The sequence below is a fragment of the Pseudolactococcus chungangensis CAU 28 = DSM 22330 genome (assembly GCF_002441885.1).
Classification (GTDB): Bacteria; Bacillota; Bacilli; order Lactobacillales; family Streptococcaceae; genus Pseudolactococcus; species Pseudolactococcus chungangensis.
This window is the reverse complement of sequence record NZ_JXJT01000002.1, coordinates 19,153-40,515: the sequence shown is the minus strand read 5'-3', so window position 1 is coordinate 40,515 and position 21,363 is coordinate 19,153. Positions and strand designations below refer to the sequence as shown.

The following is a 21,363-nucleotide window of genomic DNA, read 5'->3' as shown; positions in this document are numbered from 1 at the left end:
TATTAATTTTACTTGGCAAATTGGGCTTGCTGTAACTGATAATAATAGCCATGTCTCGCCATTAAGTCGTCGTGACTACCTATTTCAACAATTTGACCTTGATTCAGGACTAAAATTTTGTCGGCATTTCGAATTGTTGATAGACGGTGAGCGATGACAAAACTTGTACGTCCTGTCATCATGGTTAAGAAGGCCTCTGAAATTTTTTGCTCTGTCAAGGTATCTACTGAACTTGTTGCCTCATCTAAAATAAGCATATCAGGTTGACTAATCATGGTTCGTGCAATGGTTAAAAGCTGACGTTGACCCTCAGAAATTTTGAGAGCGTGGGTACCAATCTGAGTCTCTAGCTTATCTGGCAAGCGCATGACAAAATCATACATATGTGATGCTTTCAAAGCGGCATAAATTTCTTCATCTGTTGCATCTTCACGACCATAGCAGAGATTGGCTCGCAAAGAACTGCCAAACAACCAGGTTTCTTGTAAGACCATACCAAAGCTTTGCCGTAAGCTATCACGCGTCATATCACGAATATCAGTCCCGTCTATTAAAATTGCCCCTTTATCTACATCGTAAAAACGCATCAAGAGATTAATCAGTGTTGATTTACCTGCACCAGTTTTTCCGACGATGGCAATCATTTCACCAGGGGCGACCTTGAGTGAAAAATCGGTAATCAAGGATTGCCCAGGATCATAACCAAAGCTGACATCTTGAAAATCAATTTCCCCTTTAGCATGTTCCAAAACTTGTGCATCTGGTGCATCTGGTTGCTCTATCGGTTGGTTCATAAGTTCTTGGGTGCGTTTCAAGCCAGCGAACGCGGTCTGAATCTGTGTTGTAATCCCTGAAATCTCAATAAAAGGTTTAGAAAACTGAGTGGCATAGATTGTAAAGCTAGAAATCACACCAATCGTCACTGTTGTAGACCCGTTGAGAGCCATGAGACCACCAACACACCCCACTGATAGATAAGCCAAATGGTCTACAAAACGTGACAAGGGATTGGTCAAAGCAGAAGAAAATTGTGCTTTCTGACCTTTGATATAGAGTTCTTGGTTTAAGACCTCAAAATGGGCTTGATTGACTGTTTCTCGTTGAAAAGCCTTAACCGTTTTCTGATTGCCAATCATTTCCGTCATATAACCTGAAATGTCTCCAATAATCTGTTGCTGGCTCACAAAGTCTTGCTGTGAGGTACGCGCAACTAGCCAAGACACTAAGAAAATAATCGGTGTTGAAATCAAAACAACCAAGGTCAAAATCGGGCTCAAATATAACATAAAGACTAGCGCAATAATGACAACTGTGATGCCAGAGAACAGCTGATTAAAGACTGCAGCGCTCGCAACTGAAATGTTATCCATATCATTCGTGAAGCGACTGACGATATTGCCATGAGCGGTTTGGTCATAATAGCGTAGTGGTAACTGATTCAGGTGTTCATAAGCATCTTTACGCAGGACAGCAACTGAGCGATAGGACAGGCGATTACTCAAGCGTTGAATAAGCCACTGGCTGATGACTGTGACAAGTAAGACAACGACAAGTCGCATTAAAATGTAACGAAGTGTTGAGAAATTAACCTGACCTTGATGTACCATTTGGTCGACACTTAAACCAATGTAATATGTCGTCAAAACGACTGTGACACCACTAGCCAAGCCTAAAATAATTGATAAGATAAGCTCTAAGCGAAAGGCAAGTAGGTAGGGTAAAAAGAACCGCCACGAGGCTTTTTGATTTGTTCTAGTCATGTTCTTCCTCCTGTGATGCAACAATTGCTTGGTATTCATGCGAGCTTGCAAGCAATGATTCGTGGCTACCTTTGCCGACTAAACAACCGCTATCTAAGACTAAGATTTCTTTAGCTTTCTGAATCGAGCGGACGCGTTGGGAAATAATAATCATAGCACTATCTAAATCTCGTGCGAGCGCTTGTCGCAAGTCTAAATCAGTCTGATAGTCTAGAGCAGAAAGTGAATCATCCAAAATTAAGAGATTAGGCTTACGAATTAAGGCGCGTGCAATCGTTAGACGTTGGCGTTGACCACCTGAAAAGTTTTTACCATTTTCCATGACCATAGTATTTAGTCCTTCTGGTAATTTTTCGACAAATTCACGACATTGGGCCGTTGCCAAAGCTTGGAAACATTCTGCATCAGTCGCATCGGCTTTCCCCCATTGCAAATTCTCACGGATCGTGCCATGAAAGAGTACTGCGGTCTGTGGCACGAAAGCTATTTGGTGGCGTAGCGCCGCCAAATCCCATTCTCGAACATCTAAACCATTGACCAGGATACGCCCTGCTGCTACATCGTAAAAACGTGGGATGAGCTGGGTCAATGTGGTTTTACCACTACCAGTTGCGCCTGTGATGCCTATGAACTCACCAGGTTTGAGGCTAAAGTTGATGTTTTGTAAAGCTAGACCGCCGTTTGCATCGTAGCGAAAGGCGACGTTTTCAAAGCGGATAAAATCTAGCTGACTCGGTGCGGTTTGTGCTTGCTGGGGCTGGGTCAAAGATGGGGTCGTTTCAAAGACTTGGTTGATACGCACACTAGACGCTGCTGCGCGGGTAAAGATAACCACTAGGTTAGAGACAACGATTAAAGCCAGTAGCATCTGGTTCATGTAGTTGATTAAGGCTAGGACTTCGCCGGGTGCTAGATGACCGGTATTGACCTTAAAGCCACCAATATAAACCAAGGCGACAATACCGAGGTTCATGACTAGTGTCGTTGCAGGTGACAAGAGTGCCGATAGATTGGTCACGCGCTGGTAGATGTTTGCCAAATCATCAGCCGCATCATCGAAACGTTTGACATCTTCTTTTCGGCGGGCAAAGGCTCGAATGACGCGCACACCGCTAAGATTTTGATTGACCAGTTCATTGAGCTGGTCCAATTTTGCTTGGACACGTCTATAAAGTGGCACGCTGTAGCGCACAATAAAAAATAAAATAGCACAAAAAATCGGCAATAAAATTAAATAAAGCAACCCTGTTTGCCAATCAATATAAAAAGCCATGATGACAGAGCCGATACTCAAAAATGGTGCACGAACAACCAAACGAATTAACATAGCTAAAGCAAGCTGTAGTTGATTAATATCACTGGTTAAGCGTGTAATCAGCGTATCTGTTCCAAATTGATTTAAATCTTGATGGGACAGCTGGTTGATTTTTTTCATGAGTTGCGTGCGTAATTTTGTACCAAAGCCTTGCGATGCAATTGAGGCATAATACTGACAAATAACCGCACAAATCATACCAATGACTGACATGGTAACCATCCAAACTGTCATTCGCCAAACTGTGGCTGGATGCCCTGCTCTCACGCCTTGGTCAATCAAGCGTGCCATAAATAAAGGTAGCACCAATTCAAAAACGGCCTCCAAAAACTTGAAAAAGGGGCCCAAAATAATCTGCTTTCGGTATGCCTTTGCATAGCGCAATAAATGTATCACAAAAATCTCCCTATCCTTGTTTGAGTAAAAAATGGGAACGCAACTTTTGAGCAATTTTGGTCCAAAGTCAACGGCTAAGCCATGTTGTAAGTCACTTTTCCGCAAACCACTAAAGCAGCCACTCCAATGCCATAGGCGATAAGTGTCTCGATTTTTTACTTAAATGCATATCACTCACCTCTATTGTAGCTCAATTATTAACGGATAGCAAAAACAGTCTGTAATTTTAATATCTGGAAGTATTGGCATTTTCTTGACTAGTTTATCTGATTTAAAAATAAAAAACCATAGAAATCTGAGTTTCTAGGGCTTTTCTTTGTTGAATTATTTAACCTCTTTAAAAGTAACGTGTTTACGCAATTTTGGAGAGTATTTTTTAAGTTCAAGACGGTCAGGGTTGTTACGTTTGTTCTTTTGAGTCAGGTACAAACGTTCGCCAGATTCTTTGTGTTCAAGAGTAATATTTACGCGCATCTTAGTTTGTCCTTTCTATTATTTTGTAACTTTTTTACCTTTGTAATATCCTTTGAGGGATACACGGTGGCCGCGGCTGTAATCACCAGTTGTTTCATCAAATGAAACTGTTGGTGCTGTCATTTTGTAGTGCGTACGACGTTTGTTTTTCTTAGATTTTGATGTGTGACGTGCAGGTACTGCCATTGTCCTAAATCTCCTTTGGTTTTATTGTTATACTCATTTAATAACCGAGCATAATGTTGCCTTGATTTCTCAATACTTATCTATTCTAACAAAGTCTAGTCGAGAAATCAAGCATTTTGTCAAGTATTTTTACTTGACGCGATATCAGCCTGAGTTTTCATCTTCATCACTTGATTAAAGCATAAGACCAACAACACCGTTACCACGACCATGACCACGGCAACGCCCGTGTGGTGGATGTAAACCGAAAAACTGACCAGACTGCCAGACAGGACGCTCCCAATCGGATCTGTAATTGTCACAAAACCTGAGTAAGTCCCGATTTTCTCCTCATTCATCAGATCGGCGCGCAGACTTTGTGAGGACGGCACGAGGATCATCTCACCAATCGTCATGACAATGGATGCTAGAATTAACGGTATGAAGCTGTTCATTAAAAAGGCGGCAGCAAATCCTAGCCCTTGTAATAAGGCACCGGTGGTGAGGCTTTTTCGCTCTGACCACTTGGTGGTGAGTTGATTGATAAAGGTCATGCTGAAGATTATGATGAGGGTATTTAACATGAGAAATATGGTCAACATTCTCTGACCATAAATTTCAAAGCCAAAAATCGTCGTTGTTTTGAAACTGTCTGACAAGTGAACTGGAAGATAGAAGTCAATATTTCCAAAAATCACCTTGTTTAAGATGACGGCACCGATAAACAAGAGGAAGATTTTATCACGCACAACGACCCCATAGTTTTGAATGAAACTTTCACGTTCTTTTTTGGCTTTGGATGCTGGCACGAAACTCTCACTGATTAAAAAATACTTGATACTACCATTAATCAACTGCGCGACTAATAAACCCAGTAACAGGTCAAACAAGTAGTCTCTGAACAACCAGCCACTGAGCGCTGCACCAAAAGTAATCGAGACATTAATAATCCAATAACTCAGACTGTAAACATATTTTCGATTAGTTTCATCTGATACATCAATAATCATGGCATTATCTGCCGCAGATTCAAAAGAAAAACCAAAATTCAAAAGGAAAAAACCAACAAATGTTGTCCAAGGATTTTGAAATATCGGACTATTTGACAGCACCGCAATTAAGGCTCCCAAAATTGAAATTATCGAGCCGATGAGGAGAATCGGTCGTCTACCGTGCCTGTCAGCCAAATGGCCGCCATAAAGTCCGATTAGAAAGCTTGATACACTTGAGATAATCAGCAAAACACCTGTAATAGCCGCACCTAGATAGTGATTATAGTAAATTGTCATACTAGACCCCACCGTGCTGTATCCCAGAACCCCGATAAAAGTCATGATAATCCGGAGTTTGAGCGTCCGATTGAGTCGCATAAATATTGTCATAAAAAAATTCCCATTACTTAATTTATTTATTATTATTATAACAAAAAAACTAGAATCTTCATCTAGTTTTCTTAGCTCTTGTTACAATTTTTCAAGTTCAGCAATCCGTGCTTGTGTTGTATCGAATTTTGTTTGATAATCCGCTTGTTTAGCTTGTTCTTTTTCAACAACTTCTGGTTTGGCATTGGCAACGAATTTCTCATTAGAAAGTTTGCGTGAGACCATGTCCAATTCTTTTTGCCATTTGGCTAATTCTTTAGTCAAGCGGGCAATTTCATCTGAGATATTAATCAAACCTGCAAGCGGCAAGTAGATTTCAACATTTGATAGAATCGCTGTCATAGCTTGTGCTGGGGCAATGATGTCAGCTGAAATCTCTAAGGTTTCCGGATTTGTGAAACGTGTTAGATAGTTGCTATTCTCTTTCAAGAATGTTTCAATTTCAGCATTTTCTGTCTTAATCAAAATCGGCACTGCTTTGCTTGGTGCTGTATTCACTTCAGCGCGGATATTTCGAACTGATTTGATGATGTCTTTAAGCACTTCTACACCACGAACGGCTGCAGCATCAGAAAATTCTGGGCGAACTTCTGGATATTGAGCAACGACCAGGCTATTGTCAATCAAGCCCAGATTTTCCGAAATTTCTTCGGTTACAAATGGCATGATTGGGTGGAGGAGACGCAAAATTTGGTCTAAAACATAGACAAGGACGCTACGTGTGACATCTTTTTCAGCCTCATCTTCACCGTAAAGCACTTCTTTGGTCAATTCAACATACCAGTTGGCGAAGTCTTCCCAAATGAAGTTATAAAGAGCACGACCAGCCTCACCAAATTCAAACTTATCGAAATTTTTCGTGACATGGTCAATCGTTTCATTGAGCTTAGTCAAGATCCAACGATCCGTGACATTACCTGCTGTTTTTTGCGCTACTTTATCAACATTGATATAAGTATCTGCTGCGCTGAGCGCTTCCTTGTTCATGATGATGTAGCGTGAAATGTTCCAGATTTTGTTAATGAAGTTCCAAGCAGCATCCATTTTTTCATAAGAGAAACGGACGTCTTGACCTGGTGCAGAACCATTTGACAAGAACCAACGCAAGGCATCAGCACCGTATTTTTCGATGACGTCCATTGGGTCAATACCGTTACCTAAGGATTTCGACATTTTACGGCCTTCTTCATCCCGAATCAAACCATGAATCAAAACGTCTTTAAATGGGCGTTCGTTTGTAAATTCCAAACTTTGGAAAATCATGCGGCTGACCCAGAAGAAGATGATATCGTATCCCGTAACAAGAGTTGACGTTGGGAAGTAACGCTTGAAGTCTTCGGCTTCCTCATCTGGCCACCCCATGGTTGAAAACGGCCATAAAGCTGATGAGAACCATGTATCCAAAACGTCAGAATCCTGTGTCCAACCATCACCTTCTGGCGCTGTTTCACCGACGTACATCTCGCCGTCTGCGTTATACCAGGCAGGAATTTGATGTCCCCACCAGAGTTGCCGTGAGATGACCCAGTCATGAACGTTTTCCATCCATTGTGTGAAAGTGTCGTTGAAACGTGGCGGGAAGAACTCGACTGCGTTGTCTGTTTTTTGGTTGGCGATGGCATTTTTAGCTAGCTCATCCATTTTAACAAACCATTGCGTTGATAGACGTGGTTCCACAACGGCACCTGAACGCTCAGAGTGACCGACACTGTGGACCATTTTCTCGATTTTAACGAGTTGACCCATCTCGTCGAGTTTAGCAACGATTTGTTTGCGTGCTTCAAAGCGATCCATGTCCGCAAATTCTGCCGCAAGCTCATTCATTGTGCCGTCATCGTTCATGACATTAATCATCGGCAAATTATGACCTTGGGCGTTGAGACGTTCAACAACATCAAAGTCGTTGGGGTCATGCGCTGGTGTGATTTTAACAACACCTGTGCCTTTTGCCATGTCTGCGTGTTCATCTGTGAGGACTGGGATTTCGTGGTTAACAAAAGGTACCGTCACAGTTTTACCGATGATATCTTGGTAACGTTCATCTTTCGCATTAACAATGACTGCCACATCGCCGAGCAAAGTTTCTGGACGCGTTGTTGCGATTTCAACATTGCCTGAACCATCTGTCAAGGGATAAGTGATGTGGTAGAACGCACCTTCAACATCTTTATGAATGACTTCAATGTCTGACAATGCTGTGCGGGCTGCTGGATCCCAGTTGATGATGAATTCACCACGGTAGATAAAACCTTTTTCGTAAAGTTTAACGAAAACTTTTTTAACCGCTTTTGACAGGCCATCATCTAGAGTGAAACGTTCGCGTGAATAATCAAGCGATAGTCCCATTTTACCCCATTGTGCTTTAATTGTTGCCGCATATTCGTCTTTCCATTCCCAGACTTTTTCTAGGAATTTTTCACGACCGAGGTCATAACGTGAAATGCCTTGCTCACGCAAGCGTTCTTCAACTTTAGCTTGCGTGGCAATGCCTGCATGGTCCATACCTGGTAACCAAAGCGTGTCATAGCCTTGCATCCGTTTGGCACGGATGATAATATCTTGTAAGGTTGTATCCCAAGCGTGTCCGAGGTGAAGTTTACCTGTGACATTTGGTGGTGGAATGACGATGCTATAAGGTTTAGCTTTTTTATCGCCACTTGGTTTAAAAACGTCAGCAGCTAGCCATTTATCATAGCGACCTGCTTCTACTTCGGTTGGGTTGAATTTTGTTGATAGTTCTGTCATGTTATGCTCCTATTTCTTGATTTTTTATAGTGTTAAACTGTTTTAAATTATTTTCAATTGAGTGAAAATAATGGATAAAAATACTTTAAATTTTCAATTTATCGTTAATGATTTCTATCCCTTACCCCACAAACTTCACATTAATCACAATAATCGCAGCAATTAATATCAAAAGCAGCACGGTAAACACGATATGGCGTTTTTTATGCATGAGAATGATAGCGACAAATTCGCGGATGAAAGCATTGGGGAGGAAATATCTAGCTGTTCTGCTACCGATGCCGTCACTGTTTAGACCAACTTTCTTAGCAAACAGACCTGCTCGAAAGATATGGTAGTCGTTGCTGACAAAAGCACTTTGATACGGCTTGCCTTGACTTCTTTCATCCATTAAGGCTTTTGAAAACTTCAAATTTTGTAAGGTCGTTTTACTGTTTTCTTCCGTGATAATCGCAGCTTTTGGCACACCTTGTGACAAGGCATAGTTTGCCATGGCTACCGCCTCTGGCATTTTTTCGTCTTGACCTTGTCCCCCACTCATGATGAGTAGCGGCTGCTTGCCTGTTCTTGCTTGTTGTTGGTTCGCAAACGACAAGGCTGCATCTATTCTGCCCGCAAGCAACGGTGTCACTGTCTCACCGTTAAGTAGACCTGAGCCCAGAACGATGAGATAGTCTTTATTGAATTTGGGTTTGATATGATTGAAGAGGAGACTGCTTGTCAAAACGGTTATGAAACTGAAAAAATAATAGATAAGGAAGATGATGATGACCATGTAAATGTAAGCAAAAACGCTACCGCCTTTAAACAAAAAATGTTGAAAAAGAATGAGTACCAGACCAGCTAGACCTAGTAAAAGCGTTAGCATATTACCAAGCGTTCGACTCTCTTTTTTCAAGACGATGCGAGCATTCCAAAGGAGATAGATAATCAAGCCATAACCACCAAAGGTTAGTAACATCAGCAACATCAGCCCAATGATAGTACTGAGTATAATCGGCAGTGGTGTGGCAAAAGGGAGACAAAGCACGACAAGATAACCGACAGTGATCACAATACTCAGATTAAAAAGATAACCTGTGAGTAAGCGTCTTTTATCTCTGTGAATAACGAAATAGGAAACCAGCCAAGAGATTAAGAGCATACCCAGCAAAAAATTAAAAAATGCCCCTAAATCTATTTTTCTGTAAGCAATCACTGTATCTACCAACAGAGCCGTTCCCAGCCATAAAGCGAGCACTGTCAAACGAAATCTGACTTTTTTAATACGAACTAAGACCAAATAAACGATAAGCGTCAAGATTAAAATAAGGTCTGGAATAATAATCATACGGATGCCTTTCTAGCAATGAAATTAAGGTTTTTTGGGGATATCTCTTTTGGAGCGCTACTGTATTCATATGTTGATTATATTTTGCTTGATTACTCTCTTTATATACGTATATAAAATAATTTTCAATCGCATCTAACAAGAAACGCTCCGTATCGTGTGCCTCGCTGTATCAAATTCATATAGCAATCTTAATTCACATTTTCCTGTTTTGATTAAAGCTTGACACCAATCGTTATCACGATAATGCTGTTTCAAACGATTGGCAAGACCATTTAAAGTCTGACCAACATAAAGACAGATCCCCTCTTCAAAAATACCGTAAATACCATTGACAGCTGTATAGTTGGGATAACGTTTTCCTTTTTCAAAAAATTGAGGGTCACAATAGCCGTTATTAAATGGTGCTACGATGGGAAAACTTTCATCGTCTTGAATATTAAAATTTTCCACCATATCTTTAAAGACATTTTTCATTTTCTCTATATCTTCTCCTAGAGTAAAGACAAGTAAATCAAGCCAAAAAGCGCCCTAATCGCAATAGATTAGGGCGCTTTCACGTGGTACCACCTAAATTCCCAGACACCATGTGCCTGGACACTCATTTTTTTATTTATACTCACTTAACTATTGAGTATATGGTTATCAAGAAGCAACAATCATGAGGACGTTTGTAGGATTTTCAGCACCCTCCTACTCTCTTTATAAACGCAGTCTCACGATACTCTTCTCGTTTCCTTTATTCTATCAATTTTTAATTAGAAAGGCAATCCCTTTGTGAATTTACCAAGTTTTTGCTCTGTTGTTTTATCAATGTCAACCAAGGCTGCATTAACAGCTTGTCTGATCATGTCTGACAAGGTTTCTGAATCTTCTGGGTCAATCAAGTCTGGTGAGATATCAATCTGTGTCATCTTACGGTCACCTGTAAAGGCAACTTTTACCAAGTCTTGAGCAGACGCGCCATAAAAGGTTGTTGTTTCGATTTCAGCTTGCGCAATTTTCATATTTTTTTGCAAGTCTTGAGCTTGTTTCATCATTTTTTGCATATTCATCATCGTAATCTATATCTCCTTAATACATGTGCCTTGATGGCTTTTGTTTTTTATCGTCTTCTTTTGCTTTACTTTTTTAAACAGGTATTTAAACAGGTAATAGAAGCGAACTGATTACTTCATTATATCATTTTCTATCTTTAATTTGTAGTTAGAGATAGCTATGCATCCATTGACAATCAATATAGTAAGCCATCTTGTTTTGAAAGATTATCTAATATCATCACAAGTTTACTAAAATTATCATTAACAACCGATTTTTTTAAGAAGGCATATTGCACGTAAAACATCTCTTTATCTTCCGGCACTAATGAGATTTCAACTAGTCCTTTCATATTTTGAAAGGGGAGATAGGGCGTCATTAATGTAATGCCAACATTTGATTTGACAAGTTGACCTATTGTATTAATATCAGAAAAATGAACCAAGACCTTGGCTTTCCCGTCATACTTATCATTTAAATGATCAAAAGCTTTGGTATGCGACAAACCGTCTTCCAATAAGATAAACGGATAGGCTAACGCTTCTTCAAATGTAATTTGAGATTTTTGAGCTAACGGATTATCTTCTGAGACATAAATTTTGAATTCGTAGCTATAAAGTAATTTGACGTTCAAATCAGGATGTTCGATAGGTGTCACACTCCCAAGTAAACTAAGTTCTAGATGACCCGATAACAGTTGATTGAGTAAATCTGTCGAACTTCCCGAAATCAATTCAAAATTTGATATGAAATCAACATTATCTTCGGTTTTAAAGAGTTTAGAGAAAACTCTTGTTTTGATCAATGACGGAAAACCAACATAAACTTTTTGCTGTTTCGCATGCTCAATGGCTTCTTCAATCATCTTAAATTCTTCCAAAATACTCTTCAGCTGGTTCTTTAGAATTTGTCCTTCTCTGGTTAAAAGAACCGAACGATGAAGAGAACTTTTTTCAATTAAATTGCATCCATAGTATTCTTCAAGCCTTTTTACAGCGTAGCTAATACTAGGTTGACTAACATTAAACTTTTTTGCTACTAATGTAAATGAGAGCACATCTCCCAAAAAACTAAAATATTCGAAATCTCTTAGATTCATTTTGAAATTTTCCCCTTGTTTTACATTCTAGCATATTCTAGAAAATATGTTAGCCCAATTTTTTAGTTAAATTTATAGGTTATAAGCAAATTATATGGTAGCTATTCGAGTTGACTATAAACTATTTCAAGCGATACACTATGACATGTCATCAATATTTTAATTTTGGAGGAGCAAATGAGTAGCTATCAGGTCATCATCATACCATACTTAAATAAGGGATCGACAGTTGATGCAACTGTCTTTGAAAATAAGTCAACTGACTCATTTTATACCTACACGCACCAACCATTTTTTGCATTTTAAGCCTAATGCTTCTGATACTAAAAATGGCGATAAAAAAGAAAGAGAGCAATACACATGAATAACTGGACAAATGAAATTATTAACCGTTTAGACACTGCCTACAATGCACGTTTTGAAAAAGAAAAATCATTGGTTTTCTTGAATGATGCTTATCAAAACTTGCTCTTCCTTAAACTAAAATATACCATTGATGAGGATACCGAATTGTCTAACTTTGCAACTTCTTTCATGGAAGTCAGAGATTTATTTATCAATGAGTTGAGCGATCGCTATCCTGAAAATTATGCACAAGTTGCTTGCCAAATTCAAAAATTACATGACTTAAATGGTCATCTGTCAACAAACATCTAGGAAGAGGTCTACCAACCATTGAATAATACGAATGAAAAATTATTTAACAAAGGTTTCATTGCAATTACTTTTATTAACTTTATTGTCTATTTAGTCTACTATCTTCTGATGGTCATCATTGCAGTCATCGCACAAAGTAATTTGCATGCCTCACTAGGTCAAGCAGGATTAGCATCTGGTATTTATATTATTGGGACTTTGCTTGCGCGACTACTCATTGGTAAAAAACTAGAACTAATCGGTAGGAAGGCGACTTTAAGATATGGTGCTTTGTTTTATTTACTTACAACAATTGCTTATCTTTACGTGCCAGCCATTCCAGTACTCTATCTCGTCAGATTTTTAAATGGTTTTGGCTATGGTGCTTTATCAACTGCGACAAACACTATTGTCACTGCCTATATCCCTAAAGCTAGACATGGTGAAGGTATCAATTACTATGGTCTCAGTACCAGTTTAGCAGCCGCTATTGGGCCGTTTCTTGGCCTAATTTTACTAAATACAACCGATTTTCACTTTATTGTCGCTTTTTCAATTGTCCTCGTTTTTATTATCACAGTTATGTGCTATTTATTCCCAGTTAAAAACGTGAAACTGTCAGAAGAACATATCAAAGCACTCAATCAAAGTACTTTCGATAGCTTCATTGAAAAAAAAGCATTATTTATTGCTTTTATGGCCTTCTTGATGGGGCTTTCTTACTCAAGTGTCCTCGCTTTTCTATCTTCCTATGTCAAAGTCATTGATTTAGTACAGGTCAGTTCCTTATTTTTCGTTGTTTATGCCTTGGTTATCACCTTTACTCGACCACTCTCAGGCAAAATATTTGATAATCTTGGCGAAAAATTTGTCATGTATCCTAGTTATTTATTTTTGAGTGCCGGCCTCATTTTACTTAGCATGACAACCAGCAGTTGGTTGCTCCTAGTCTCAGGCGGTGTTATCGGCCTTGGCTACGGTACTTTCATGTCAAATGGACAAGCTGTTTCTTTAAAAACTGTTAAAGACGAGCATCGGTTCAGCGTTGCACTCTCTACTTATTTTATTGGTCTAGATCTTGGTTTAGGGGTCGGTCCTTATGCTTTAGGTGAATTAAGAACTTTCCTATCTTTTCAAAATATCTACTTAGTTGCAAGTATTTTACCAATCATTTGTATAGTACTTTACAAAGCTTATTCGTCTAAGAAGACTGCCAAAGTAGCACTATAAACAAACATCACGCACCAGGATATTCTTGGTGTTTTTTGATGTCTATTTAAAAGAAAATATATGAAAAGGACAAAAAAAAAACCGAGCGCTAGGCTCGGTAATTAGTGCGGAGAAAGGGACTTGAACCCTCACGACCAAAGTAGGTCACAGGATCCTTAATCCTGCGCGTCTGCCAATTCCGCCATCTCCGCGAAACAGTACTTTATTAGTATATCAAAGTAGCTATCAATCGTCAAGAGTTTTTAAAAAAGTTTTTTATTTTGGACAATCAATAATTAACTTGATCAAACAAACCATCAGGTAAATCATGGAATCCTTTGCCTGCTTTATAGTTTTCAAATTTGCCTAGCAAAAATTGATAGGCATCCAACCGGCTTTCGTAACGAATAATAGCATCTTTAGCGCGTTCATCATCTGTTTCATCCGCAACCTCTTGGCTTTGGGTCATGGCCATCTCATTGACCATGATTTGTGTCGCTACCCAAGCTTCAAATTCTTGCATAAATTCTTGTTCATATGTCATATCTAACACTCCTTCATCTATTCTTTTCTCTCATCAATCCTGAGCATCAATCTTCTAGCACTTTCTGATAGGCCCAACGGGCACCTTCAAACATCACCACACCGCATTTTTCAAAGCCAAGTTTGGTCAAAATATGCTGCATGATCTGATTATCTGGATGCGTATCGACACGAAAGTCTTGATAAGTACTGAACGTCTCAAAAACTGAGGTCAAAAATCGCTGTCCCAGAGCCTGACCGCGAAATGCCGTTGATACCGCAATACGATGAACAGTCACATAGTCGTGCTTATCGTTACGCCACGCGCCTTGAATCATATTATAAGCGGGATCGAACCCCGTCATCACGGCCGCATAAGCTGCGATCTTACCATCAACCTTCAGAACATAGGCCACATCATTCTTAATGTCCGTCCTAATATCTGCCATAGCAGGATAGGCGCTTTTCTGCCACTGGTCAATCCCTTGTACCTTCAAAAATGCACGCGCACTCTCAATCACTGCCACAATTTCTGATATTTCCTCTAGCCTTGCTTTTTCAATCATTTGCGCACCAACTTCACAACTGCCTCCGTCCGCGCCGTGTGCGGGAACATATCGACCGACTGGATATATTTAACCTCATAGACCGACGCCAACTTAACCAAATCACGCGCCAAAGTCGACACATTACAGGACACATAAACCATTTTTTCAGGCTGCGTCGCAATAATCGTGTCCAGCAACTTGTCGTCCAGCCCCGTCCGAGGCGGATCAACGATCAAGGCGGTCGCTCTAAATCCTTCAGCCACCCACTTAGGCACCACCGTTTCAGCCGTCCCTACTTCATAAATTCCATCCGGCACATTGACCTTAGCGTCCTCTATCGATGCCGCAATCACATCCATACCTCGAATACTCCGGACCTTACCAACAAAGGCACGCCCAATGGTGCCAGTCCCAGAATAGGCATCTATTAAATCATCGTCAGCACTCGCATCCATCGCCTTTACCGCCTCGCGGTAAAGGACATTAGTTTGTTCAGGATTGAGTTGATAAAAGGCACGCGGGCTGAGTTCAAAGGTATAATCAAGCACGCCTTCTAAAATCGCACGCTCCCCCCAAAGAATCTCAGTCTCATCGCCATAAATCTCAGACGACTTCTTACGATTAATGTTCAAAGCAATCGTTTTAATCTCAGGAAATTTCTCCGTCAAACTCGCAATCGTGCGCGTCAACTCGACCGAAGTCGACGAAATGAAAATAAGTTGAACTTCCCCAGTATGATTAGCCCGACGGACCATGACTGTCCGAATGCCATCGAACTTTCTTTCATTATAGATTGGTATTCGATGAAAAGTCAGTAAGTCAGTCACTTCATTGATAATCGCTTGTGTTGTTTCATCTTGAACCAGACAGTTTTTAATTTCAACTAATTGATGCGAATTCTCTGCGAAAAGTCCTGCTCGGACTTTCTCGCCTAAAAAACGCGTTTGAAATTGCAACTTAGCCCGATAGTGCTCAGGTTTTTTCATCCCTATCGTCTTACGGACTTCGTAAGTTTCATAACCTTCTGGTTTAAACTTTTGTAGCGCCTGTCTCAGCACATCTTGCTTAAAAAGTAACTGTTGCGGATAAGCCAAATGCATAATCTGACAGCCTCCGCACTGCTTATAAATATCGCACATCGGCACCACGCGGTGGGGTGATTTTTTATTGAGTTTGAGCACTTTTGCTATGGCAAAATTACGCTCAACCTGTGTAATTTCTGCATATAAATCCTCTCCCTTGAGCGCACCCGGCACGAAAACCGTCGTCCCCTTAAAATTACCAACGCCCTCGCCATTGATACCAATTTTTTTGATTTTGAGTGGAATTTTTTGCTTTATTTTAAGAGTCATGACTCTATTTTACCATTTTCTTTTAGATTTTAAACTGTTATTCTTAACGATAAGTTATGAATAGAGGTAAACTCTTATGGTTACAAAGCTTTGATTTTATCATTTCTTTAGTCTCACAAGAATAAGACAAAATATTAAGCGAAATAAATAACAAAAACAGTCCAAACTGCATATGGACTGTTTGATATTTTTTTCCCTAATACAAATTGTTTCTTTAACATTCACGAGTATTACTCAGAATTTTTTTGAATAAATCAACATTAAAATCACAACTAATAAACTCCACCCGACTACCTGTGCTATCCAACCTTGAAACAAAATTTTACTAATGACTTTGCTAGTAATGACCGCAAAGATAAATATTAAAATTGAAAATTTTTTAGGAGAAATTCGTTTTTTCATCCTACTTACAAAATGAATGTTGTGATGGTTTTAGCACAGAAATCAGCCATCCAACTTGGCATACCTGCTTGTTCCAATGCCCATTTAATACCATCTGTCACAGCCCCAGTATAGCCATCAAGAATATTTAGAAAGCTTTCAAGTCCAATATAACCAGCTATATAGTTTTTGACACTATTTGGTAATTTTTTGTAGGCTGATCTAATAGCTTTAACTGCCCAACTTAATTTTCCACGTTGTAAATCTTTTTGTTCGACACCATCTATGTAAGTTTTGCCATTTTCAAGATAAATCCTACTTGTATCTACGTTTTCAATTTCTCTAATTTTTTCTGGTGATAAACCTGTTGTCGCTTTAAACTCGGACAGTTCTTGCTTTTCTTTAGCTGTTAACACTTCCTCAGACTTTTCAATGTTAGTCTGAACCTGATTAATTGTATCAGCTTTCGTTACAGCTACAAGACTTGGGACAGTTACACTAAATGTGGTTAGAGCAATAGCAGATAACGATAAAAGTTTAATTTTGTTCATAATATTTCTCCATTTTTATTTTTAAAGTCTTCAACTAGTTTATACTAGCCTATTTTTCATGTAAATCGGTCGAACTAATTTATAAAATAATTCTATCATGTCAAAGTCACCAAAATTTAAAAGTTGTGAATCTGCAACGCTTGAAACTGAAGTGTTGCGAATTCACAACTTTACTAAAATATAAATTCTTTAGTGACATAATCAAGATAAGTAAAATAACAAGAGAAAATTATATTACATTTTCCTGAGTAGATCATACTTCCCTAATTACTTAATACCCTGAATTGATCAGCGATATCTTTCAATATCCATTTCAAATTGATTAGCAATGCCAATTGCACCTATTTTTTAAAAATCTCAATATCGTATTGAACTTCTTCCAACAGTTCAGTGCTTTTTTCTTGTCTGTACTGCAAAAAAATTTTTAAAATGTCTTAAAGATATGCAGAGAAATCTTTTCCTCTATATTCCAGTCTGTTAGTAACGTGTCAAATTCTTTTTCTATCTTCTCAGCCCGTCTGTACCAACCTTTAGAAATCAGATAAACATAGAGATTTATCGCTGTCTTTTTAACAATCTCTCCATTAAAAGCAATGATTTGAGTTAATTCATTACTTGCTAACATATCTTGTCCTAAATCATAGACTTCATCTTCATCTAAAATCTCTAAACACATACCAAAAATATTGACTTCAAAAAATGTCCATTGTGGTATGTTCAACAAATAATTTTCGAGAAATTTTTTCTCAGTAGTTGTTATCAAATTCTCTTGAGATATATCAAGTATGGCTGATTTAGCTAAAATATTGAAAATTTTATCCATCTTCATTCTAGCTTTAGGTTTTATCAAAGATTTTAGCCCCTGCACCTCCTTTTTCATAACATACTTCATCATTTTTGTTGCAAAAATGTGATATTGACTTGGTTCATTCGACTTTAAAGCAAAAAATTCACTCGGTGTCATATTAAGCCCATTGATCGCTGCTAAAAATCTGTCAGCCGATAACATATTTTCACAACTTTCAAAACGAGATAACTGTGATTTATCCAGATAATCACTAGACATCGCAACATCAGAAAGCGTGTATCCCCTTTCTTCTCGCACTTGCTTGTAATATGTTCCAATTTCTTGCATTTCTACCGCGTTTTTTGACATTTTTCCTTCCTATCTATTAAATTCAGTTTTATACAAAAATAAACAAATAATTTTCTATTTCCATTATACTGATTTATTATAATATTATTAATTTTCAAAATATACAATAAAAAAAACAGACAGAAATAAATCTGTCCGTTTCTTTTTGGAATAATTTTTAGTCAAATATTAATTTAAGTTATAGGATAAGTAGCACTATGCCACCAACTATATACCACAATCTAGGATTTTTAAATATCTTTCTATCATAATCTTCTATCCGATTAGATAAACCATGATAAATCATGGCAATTCCCGCAGCTACTTGCAGGACAAATAAAATATTATCTAACATTATTTGCATTCACTTCCTGATGATTTTCAAGTAACATGGTTTAAATACATATGAATTAATCCCTGCTAGAAGCGCAGCTGAACCACGGACTCCCGATGTATTTCTATCGCTGTTTTTGCCATTTTTCTTTCCTAGCTATTGAATTCAGTAGTATATAAAAACAAGAAAACAACTAACCATTTCATTATTCTTTAGAATATCCTACGATTAACTTAAATATAGATTGTTTTCAACCATTTTATCTCTTTTTTACGTATAATAAAGTATGCCTAAAATTATTTCACTTGAGAAGAAAAAACGTTTATATAAGGTCGTTTTTGATGATGAGCGCACGATTTATGTGACTGAGGATACGATTGTTCGGTTCTTTTTGTCAAAAGGTGCTGTGTTTGAAGATACTGAGATTGAGAAAATTGCTGAATTCGCTGATTTTTCTAGGGGAAAAAATCTGGGGCTCTATTATATTTCTTTCAAGCAACGGACTAAAAAGGAAGTCATTTATTACTTGATTGACCACGAGATTCCAAATGTGCAAATCGCTAAAATCATTGATGCGCTTGAGGCATCACATTTTATTGACGATAATGCCTACACTGAGTCCTTCGTTCGTGGCAAAGTCTTAGGTAAATCAGCTGGCCCTTATCAAATTCAACAAAAATTGGTCAATAAAGGTATTGATAAATCTTTGGCACTTGAAAAATTAGAACTCCTTTATGACTATGATGCACAAGTTGATATCGCAACGCATCTGGCTGAAAAATTAGTCATGAGCAAGTATAGTCGCCTGCCACTCAAGGCCTTAAAAATGAAGATTGCAACGAATCTGACAAGTAAAGGCTTTTCTTACGATATTAGTAAAATTGCCATTGATAATTTAGAGCTCGAATCCGATGAAGACAATGAATCAGAACTCTTGCAAAAAGAATTAGACAAAATCATGCGCAAATACAGTCGAAAATATGACGGCTATGACCTCAAACAACGTGTCAGCAACGCCCTTGTCAGAAAAGGTTTTGACTTTGACGTCATTAATCGTGAGTTACGCGAAATTGATTTTTAAATCAAAAAAAGCTCAGTTTTTGAGCTTTTTAATTTGCTTTAAAATAAGGCGCTAGACTCAGGATTTCGGATTTTGTCAGCGCACGATAATCACCTGGTTTCAAGCTATCGTCTAACTGTATTGGTCCGATTTGAGTTCTCACCAGTTTGGTCACGAGTTTTCCAACACTCAAAAACATTTTGCGAATCTGACGGTTTTTTCCCTCGCTAATGCTGACAATGGCGGTATGGTCTGAAAGGATTACTAATTGAGCAGGGGCTAATGACACATCACCATCTATCACTAGACCTGCTCTGAATTTTCTCACGTCGTCAGATTCTAGAGGCTCTTTCACCTCTACTTGATAGACTTTTTCAACGTGGGCTTCAGGTTTGATCAAATTGCGCCCAAGTTTGCCGTTGTCGGTGATGAGAAGCAGACCTTGAGATAGAAAATCGAGACGACCGATGATGTAGAGACCTGCTTTGTCGATAGTATCTGGAAAAGCGTCGAAAACGACTGGTAGTTCAGCATCCTTATTGGCTGAGAGGGTGCGCATGGCTTTGTTAACCATGAAATATCGGTGAGGCGGAAAGTTGATTTGACGACCATCTAGCGTAAGGTGATGGATACTACTATCGACCTGTTCATTGCGCGCTGTTATGAGCTGATTGTTAACTGATACACGGTTCTCACGTAGGACTCTTTTGATGTCGGATTTTTTGACAGCACCATATTGGATTAAAACATCATCTATTCGCATTTTGAATTCCTATTTCTTGACCTTTTTTGACTTTTAAAATATAATTTAGTTATAAACGTATACTCAGTTGGGTAATAAAGCGAATGAGGCTTTTAAACTATTTTTCAACGACGAAGTGGCGAGAAATCATTTGAAGTATTTGCTTTATTAGTCGGAATGATTATATTATACCTATTTGGGATAGAAAAAGCGAGGTAAACCTATGGCTTTTACAAATACAATCGCCCGTTATGCAAGTTTCGGCACTATTCAATCCATCCCTGGCGAAGTTATCGACAGTTTTTGGTACATCATTGACAACAACCTCAAAGGTGTTTTCATTTTGGAAAATACGATTAACTTTGAATTGATGAACAACCACGGGACGCTTTCAGTTCGCTTTTCACAAGACGATGACCCTAACACGTCTATGGTTATTGACTTTAATTACGAATTTGACAACGACTGGCCACGACTGTTTCATGCCGTTGATAATATGGGCCGTGAAACAATCATGACACCAATGGAAATGTAAGCATCAGCCAAATCACAACACACAAACTGACCTTTAATGTCAGTTCAGACTGAAGACAAAGTAAAAATCTAGTTAAGATTTTTACGAAATACGGAAATTTTTATTTAGAAAACCGACGGTTAAGCTATTTCTAAATTAGAAAATATCAAAACAAACCCCATTTTGATTTAAAAATGGGGTTTGTCTACAACCTGAACTGACCTTTAATGTCAGTTTTTTATGTTCAAAATCTCCTCAGACAAAATTATCAGATATTGCGATTGTCAGATACCTCGTAGCTAAACAAAAAAACTTTTCTATTTTTGGTTGTTAGTCTACTCATATCTTCGTAGACTAACAAAAAAACAAGCCTCGTAAGACTTGCCTTTCAATTTTTTATTCAGAATCGTTTGCTACGAATGGAAGCAAAGCCATGATACGTGCGCGTTTGATTGCTGTTACAACTTTACGTTGGTTTTTAGCAGAAGTACCAGTCACGCGACGTGGTAAAATTTTACCACGTTCAGAGATGAAACGTTTCAAGAGCTCAGTGTCTTTGTAGTCAACGTTTTCGATTTTGTTAGCTGCGATAAAGTCAACTTTTTTGCGGCGTTTGAAGCCACCACGACGTTGTTGTGCCATGTGTTTTCTCCTTATATTATTCTAGACAGATAC

Annotated in this window: 23 protein-coding genes and 1 tRNA gene; 5 read left to right on the top strand and 19 right to left on the bottom strand. The window is 38.5% G+C overall.

The window, feature by feature from the left end; translation table 11 throughout:
• Positions 1-8: 8 nt before the first annotated feature.
• The 10 genes from RR45_RS01490 to RR45_RS01445 all read right to left on the bottom strand — a co-directional run bounded on the left by RR45_RS01490 (position 9) and on the right by RR45_RS01445 (position 11,704).
• Positions 9-1,760 carry an ABC transporter ATP-binding protein gene (locus RR45_RS01490; protein WP_031366478.1) on the bottom strand — a complete coding sequence of 584 codons (1,752 nt, stop codon included), beginning with the start codon at positions 1,758-1,760 and terminating at the stop codon, positions 9-11.
• Positions 1,753-3,471, bottom strand: coding sequence for an ABC transporter ATP-binding protein (locus RR45_RS01485; RefSeq protein ID WP_031366477.1), 1,719 nt, complete (start codon positions 3,469-3,471; stop codon positions 1,753-1,755). The genes RR45_RS01490 and RR45_RS01485 overlap by 8 nt, the downstream gene beginning before the upstream one ends.
• Before the next feature lie 324 nt (positions 3,472-3,795).
• Positions 3,796-3,945 (bottom strand): 50S ribosomal protein L33, encoded by a 150-nt coding sequence (gene rpmG, locus RR45_RS01480; RefSeq protein WP_072353438.1) that lies wholly within the window; start codon positions 3,943-3,945, stop codon positions 3,796-3,798.
• Positions 3,946-3,963: 18 nt separating this feature from the next.
• The gene (rpmF, locus tag RR45_RS01475) at positions 3,964-4,131 is read right to left on the bottom strand and encodes a 50S ribosomal protein L32 (protein WP_003138753.1); all 168 of its coding nucleotides are present in this window, start codon (positions 4,129-4,131) and stop codon (positions 3,964-3,966) included.
• A 119-nt stretch (positions 4,132-4,250) separates the two neighbouring features.
• On the bottom strand, positions 4,251-5,492 hold the full coding sequence (locus tag RR45_RS01470) for an MDR family MFS transporter (protein ID WP_072353437.1): 1,242 nt from the start codon (positions 5,490-5,492) through the stop codon (positions 4,251-4,253).
• An 81-nt stretch (positions 5,493-5,573) separates the two neighbouring features.
• Positions 5,574-8,237: a valine--tRNA ligase gene (locus RR45_RS01465; RefSeq protein WP_031366475.1), complete on the bottom strand. Its 2,664-nt coding sequence runs from the start codon at positions 8,235-8,237 to the stop codon at positions 5,574-5,576.
• Between the two features lie 121 nt (positions 8,238-8,358).
• A complete protein-coding gene (locus RR45_RS01460) occupies positions 8,359-9,567 on the bottom strand; it encodes a YdcF family protein (RefSeq protein WP_031366474.1) in 1,209 nt (402 codons plus the stop codon).
• 135 nt (positions 9,568-9,702) lie between these two features.
• Positions 9,703-10,044 carry a GIY-YIG nuclease family protein gene (locus tag RR45_RS01455; protein WP_031366473.1) on the bottom strand — a complete coding sequence of 114 codons (342 nt, stop codon included), beginning with the start codon at positions 10,042-10,044 and terminating at the stop codon, positions 9,703-9,705.
• Between the two features lie 281 nt (positions 10,045-10,325).
• Entirely contained in the window at positions 10,326-10,625 is a 300-nt protein-coding gene (locus tag RR45_RS01450; protein ID WP_031366472.1) for a YbaB/EbfC family nucleoid-associated protein, read from the bottom strand.
• Positions 10,626-10,801: 176 nt separating this feature from the next.
• Complete coding sequence (locus RR45_RS01445) at positions 10,802-11,704, bottom strand: LysR family transcriptional regulator (protein ID WP_031366471.1); 903 nt, start codon at positions 11,702-11,704, stop codon at positions 10,802-10,804.
• A gap of 177 nt (positions 11,705-11,881) precedes the next feature.
• Here RR45_RS01445 and RR45_RS11490 point away from each other — a divergent pair, with 177 nt between their 5' ends.
• From RR45_RS11490 to RR45_RS01435, 3 genes are read left to right on the top strand one after another with little or no spacing between them, the layout of a single operon-like run.
• A complete protein-coding gene (locus RR45_RS11490) occupies positions 11,882-12,010 on the top strand; it encodes a hypothetical protein (protein ID WP_273098475.1) in 129 nt (42 codons plus the stop codon).
• 54 nt (positions 12,011-12,064) lie between these two features.
• Entirely contained in the window at positions 12,065-12,361 is a 297-nt protein-coding gene (locus RR45_RS01440; protein WP_031366470.1) for a hypothetical protein, read from the top strand.
• An 18-nt stretch (positions 12,362-12,379) separates the two neighbouring features.
• Positions 12,380-13,570, top strand: a complete 1,191-nt coding sequence (locus tag RR45_RS01435) for an MFS transporter (RefSeq protein WP_031366469.1) — start codon at positions 12,380-12,382, stop codon at positions 13,568-13,570.
• A 105-nt stretch (positions 13,571-13,675) separates the two neighbouring features.
• Here the strand turns inward: RR45_RS01435 and RR45_RS01430 are convergent.
• The 7 genes from RR45_RS01430 to RR45_RS11115 all read right to left on the bottom strand — a co-directional run bounded on the left by RR45_RS01430 (position 13,676) and on the right by RR45_RS11115 (position 18,393).
• Positions 13,676-13,761, bottom strand: a tRNA-Leu gene (locus RR45_RS01430).
• A 77-nt stretch (positions 13,762-13,838) separates the two neighbouring features.
• Entirely contained in the window at positions 13,839-14,093 is a 255-nt protein-coding gene (locus RR45_RS01425; protein WP_031366468.1) for a DUF1912 family protein, read from the bottom strand.
• A gap of 46 nt (positions 14,094-14,139) precedes the next feature.
• Positions 14,140-14,637, bottom strand: a complete 498-nt coding sequence (locus RR45_RS01420; protein WP_031366467.1) for a GNAT family N-acetyltransferase — start codon at positions 14,635-14,637, stop codon at positions 14,140-14,142.
• Complete coding sequence (gene rlmD, locus RR45_RS01415) at positions 14,634-15,971, bottom strand: 23S rRNA (uracil(1939)-C(5))-methyltransferase RlmD (protein WP_031366466.1); 1,338 nt, start codon at positions 15,969-15,971, stop codon at positions 14,634-14,636. The genes RR45_RS01420 and rlmD overlap by 4 nt, the downstream gene beginning before the upstream one ends.
• A gap of 407 nt (positions 15,972-16,378) precedes the next feature.
• Positions 16,379-16,903, bottom strand: coding sequence for a hypothetical protein (locus RR45_RS01410; protein WP_072353436.1), 525 nt, complete (start codon positions 16,901-16,903; stop codon positions 16,379-16,381).
• 424 nt (positions 16,904-17,327) lie between these two features.
• A complete protein-coding gene (locus RR45_RS01405; protein ID WP_031366464.1) occupies positions 17,328-18,059 on the bottom strand; it encodes a helix-turn-helix domain-containing protein in 732 nt (243 codons plus the stop codon).
• A 178-nt stretch (positions 18,060-18,237) separates the two neighbouring features.
• Positions 18,238-18,393, bottom strand: a complete 156-nt coding sequence (locus tag RR45_RS11115; RefSeq protein WP_167362559.1) for a hypothetical protein — start codon at positions 18,391-18,393, stop codon at positions 18,238-18,240.
• A gap of 265 nt (positions 18,394-18,658) precedes the next feature.
• Between RR45_RS11115 and recX the strand changes: the two genes are divergently transcribed.
• Complete coding sequence (gene recX / locus RR45_RS01400) at positions 18,659-19,453, top strand: recombination regulator RecX (RefSeq protein WP_031366463.1); 795 nt, start codon at positions 18,659-18,661, stop codon at positions 19,451-19,453.
• 28 nt (positions 19,454-19,481) lie between these two features.
• Here recX and RR45_RS01395 read toward each other — a convergent pair whose 3' ends face one another.
• Complete coding sequence (locus RR45_RS01395) at positions 19,482-20,195, bottom strand: pseudouridine synthase (protein WP_031366462.1); 714 nt, start codon at positions 20,193-20,195, stop codon at positions 19,482-19,484.
• Positions 20,196-20,397: 202 nt separating this feature from the next.
• Here RR45_RS01395 and RR45_RS01390 point away from each other — a divergent pair, with 202 nt between their 5' ends.
• On the top strand, positions 20,398-20,709 hold the full coding sequence (locus RR45_RS01390) for a DUF960 domain-containing protein (protein WP_003140391.1): 312 nt from the start codon (positions 20,398-20,400) through the stop codon (positions 20,707-20,709).
• Positions 20,710-21,084: 375 nt separating this feature from the next.
• Here the strand turns inward: RR45_RS01390 and rpsR are convergent, their stop codons facing one another.
• Entirely contained in the window at positions 21,085-21,330 is a 246-nt protein-coding gene (gene rpsR / locus RR45_RS01385) for a 30S ribosomal protein S18 (RefSeq protein WP_003140392.1), read from the bottom strand.
• Positions 21,331-21,363: the final 33 nt, after the last annotated feature.

Bases quoted from the DNA above. Each gene is read 5' to 3' on its own strand.
- RR45_RS01490 (WP_031366478.1), bottom strand. From the start codon at position 1,760: ATGACTAGAACAAATCAAAAAGCCTCGTGGCGGTTCTTTTTACCCTAC.
- rpmG (WP_072353438.1), bottom strand. From the start codon at position 3,945: ATGCGCGTAAATATTACTCTTGAACACAAAGAATCTGGCGAACGTTTG.
- rpmF (WP_003138753.1), bottom strand. From the start codon at position 4,131: ATGGCAGTACCTGCACGTCACACATCAAAATCTAAGAAAAACAAACGT.
- RR45_RS01470 (WP_072353437.1), bottom strand. From the start codon at position 5,492: ATGACAATATTTATGCGACTCAATCGGACGCTCAAACTCCGGATTATC.
- RR45_RS01465 (WP_031366475.1), bottom strand. From the start codon at position 8,237: ATGACAGAACTATCAACAAAATTCAACCCAACCGAAGTAGAAGCAGGT.
- RR45_RS01460 (WP_031366474.1), bottom strand. From the start codon at position 9,567: ATGATTATTATTCCAGACCTTATTTTAATCTTGACGCTTATCGTTTAT.
- RR45_RS01455 (WP_031366473.1), bottom strand. From the start codon at position 10,044: ATGAAAAATGTCTTTAAAGATATGGTGGAAAATTTTAATATTCAAGAC.
- RR45_RS01450 (WP_031366472.1), bottom strand. From the start codon at position 10,625: ATGATGAATATGCAAAAAATGATGAAACAAGCTCAAGACTTGCAAAAA.
- RR45_RS01445 (WP_031366471.1), bottom strand. From the start codon at position 11,704: ATGAATCTAAGAGATTTCGAATATTTTAGTTTTTTGGGAGATGTGCTC.
- RR45_RS11490 (WP_273098475.1), top strand. From the start codon at position 11,882: ATGAGTAGCTATCAGGTCATCATCATACCATACTTAAATAAGGGATCG.
- RR45_RS01440 (WP_031366470.1), top strand. From the start codon at position 12,065: ATGAATAACTGGACAAATGAAATTATTAACCGTTTAGACACTGCCTAC.
- RR45_RS01425 (WP_031366468.1), bottom strand. From the start codon at position 14,093: ATGACATATGAACAAGAATTTATGCAAGAATTTGAAGCTTGGGTAGCG.
- RR45_RS01420 (WP_031366467.1), bottom strand. From the start codon at position 14,637: ATGATTGAAAAAGCAAGGCTAGAGGAAATATCAGAAATTGTGGCAGTG.
- rlmD (WP_031366466.1), bottom strand. From the start codon at position 15,971: ATGACTCTTAAAATAAAGCAAAAAATTCCACTCAAAATCAAAAAAATT.
- RR45_RS01410 (WP_072353436.1), bottom strand. From the start codon at position 16,903: ATGAACAAAATTAAACTTTTATCGTTATCTGCTATTGCTCTAACCACA.
- RR45_RS01405 (WP_031366464.1), bottom strand. From the start codon at position 18,059: ATGTCAAAAAACGCGGTAGAAATGCAAGAAATTGGAACATATTACAAG.
- RR45_RS11115 (WP_167362559.1), bottom strand. From the start codon at position 18,393: ATGTTAGATAATATTTTATTTGTCCTGCAAGTAGCTGCGGGAATTGCC.
- recX (WP_031366463.1), top strand. From the start codon at position 18,659: ATGCCTAAAATTATTTCACTTGAGAAGAAAAAACGTTTATATAAGGTC.
- RR45_RS01395 (WP_031366462.1), bottom strand. From the start codon at position 20,195: ATGCGAATAGATGATGTTTTAATCCAATATGGTGCTGTCAAAAAATCC.
- RR45_RS01390 (WP_003140391.1), top strand. From the start codon at position 20,398: ATGGCTTTTACAAATACAATCGCCCGTTATGCAAGTTTCGGCACTATT.
- rpsR (WP_003140392.1), bottom strand. From the start codon at position 21,330: ATGGCACAACAACGTCGTGGTGGCTTCAAACGCCGCAAAAAAGTTGAC.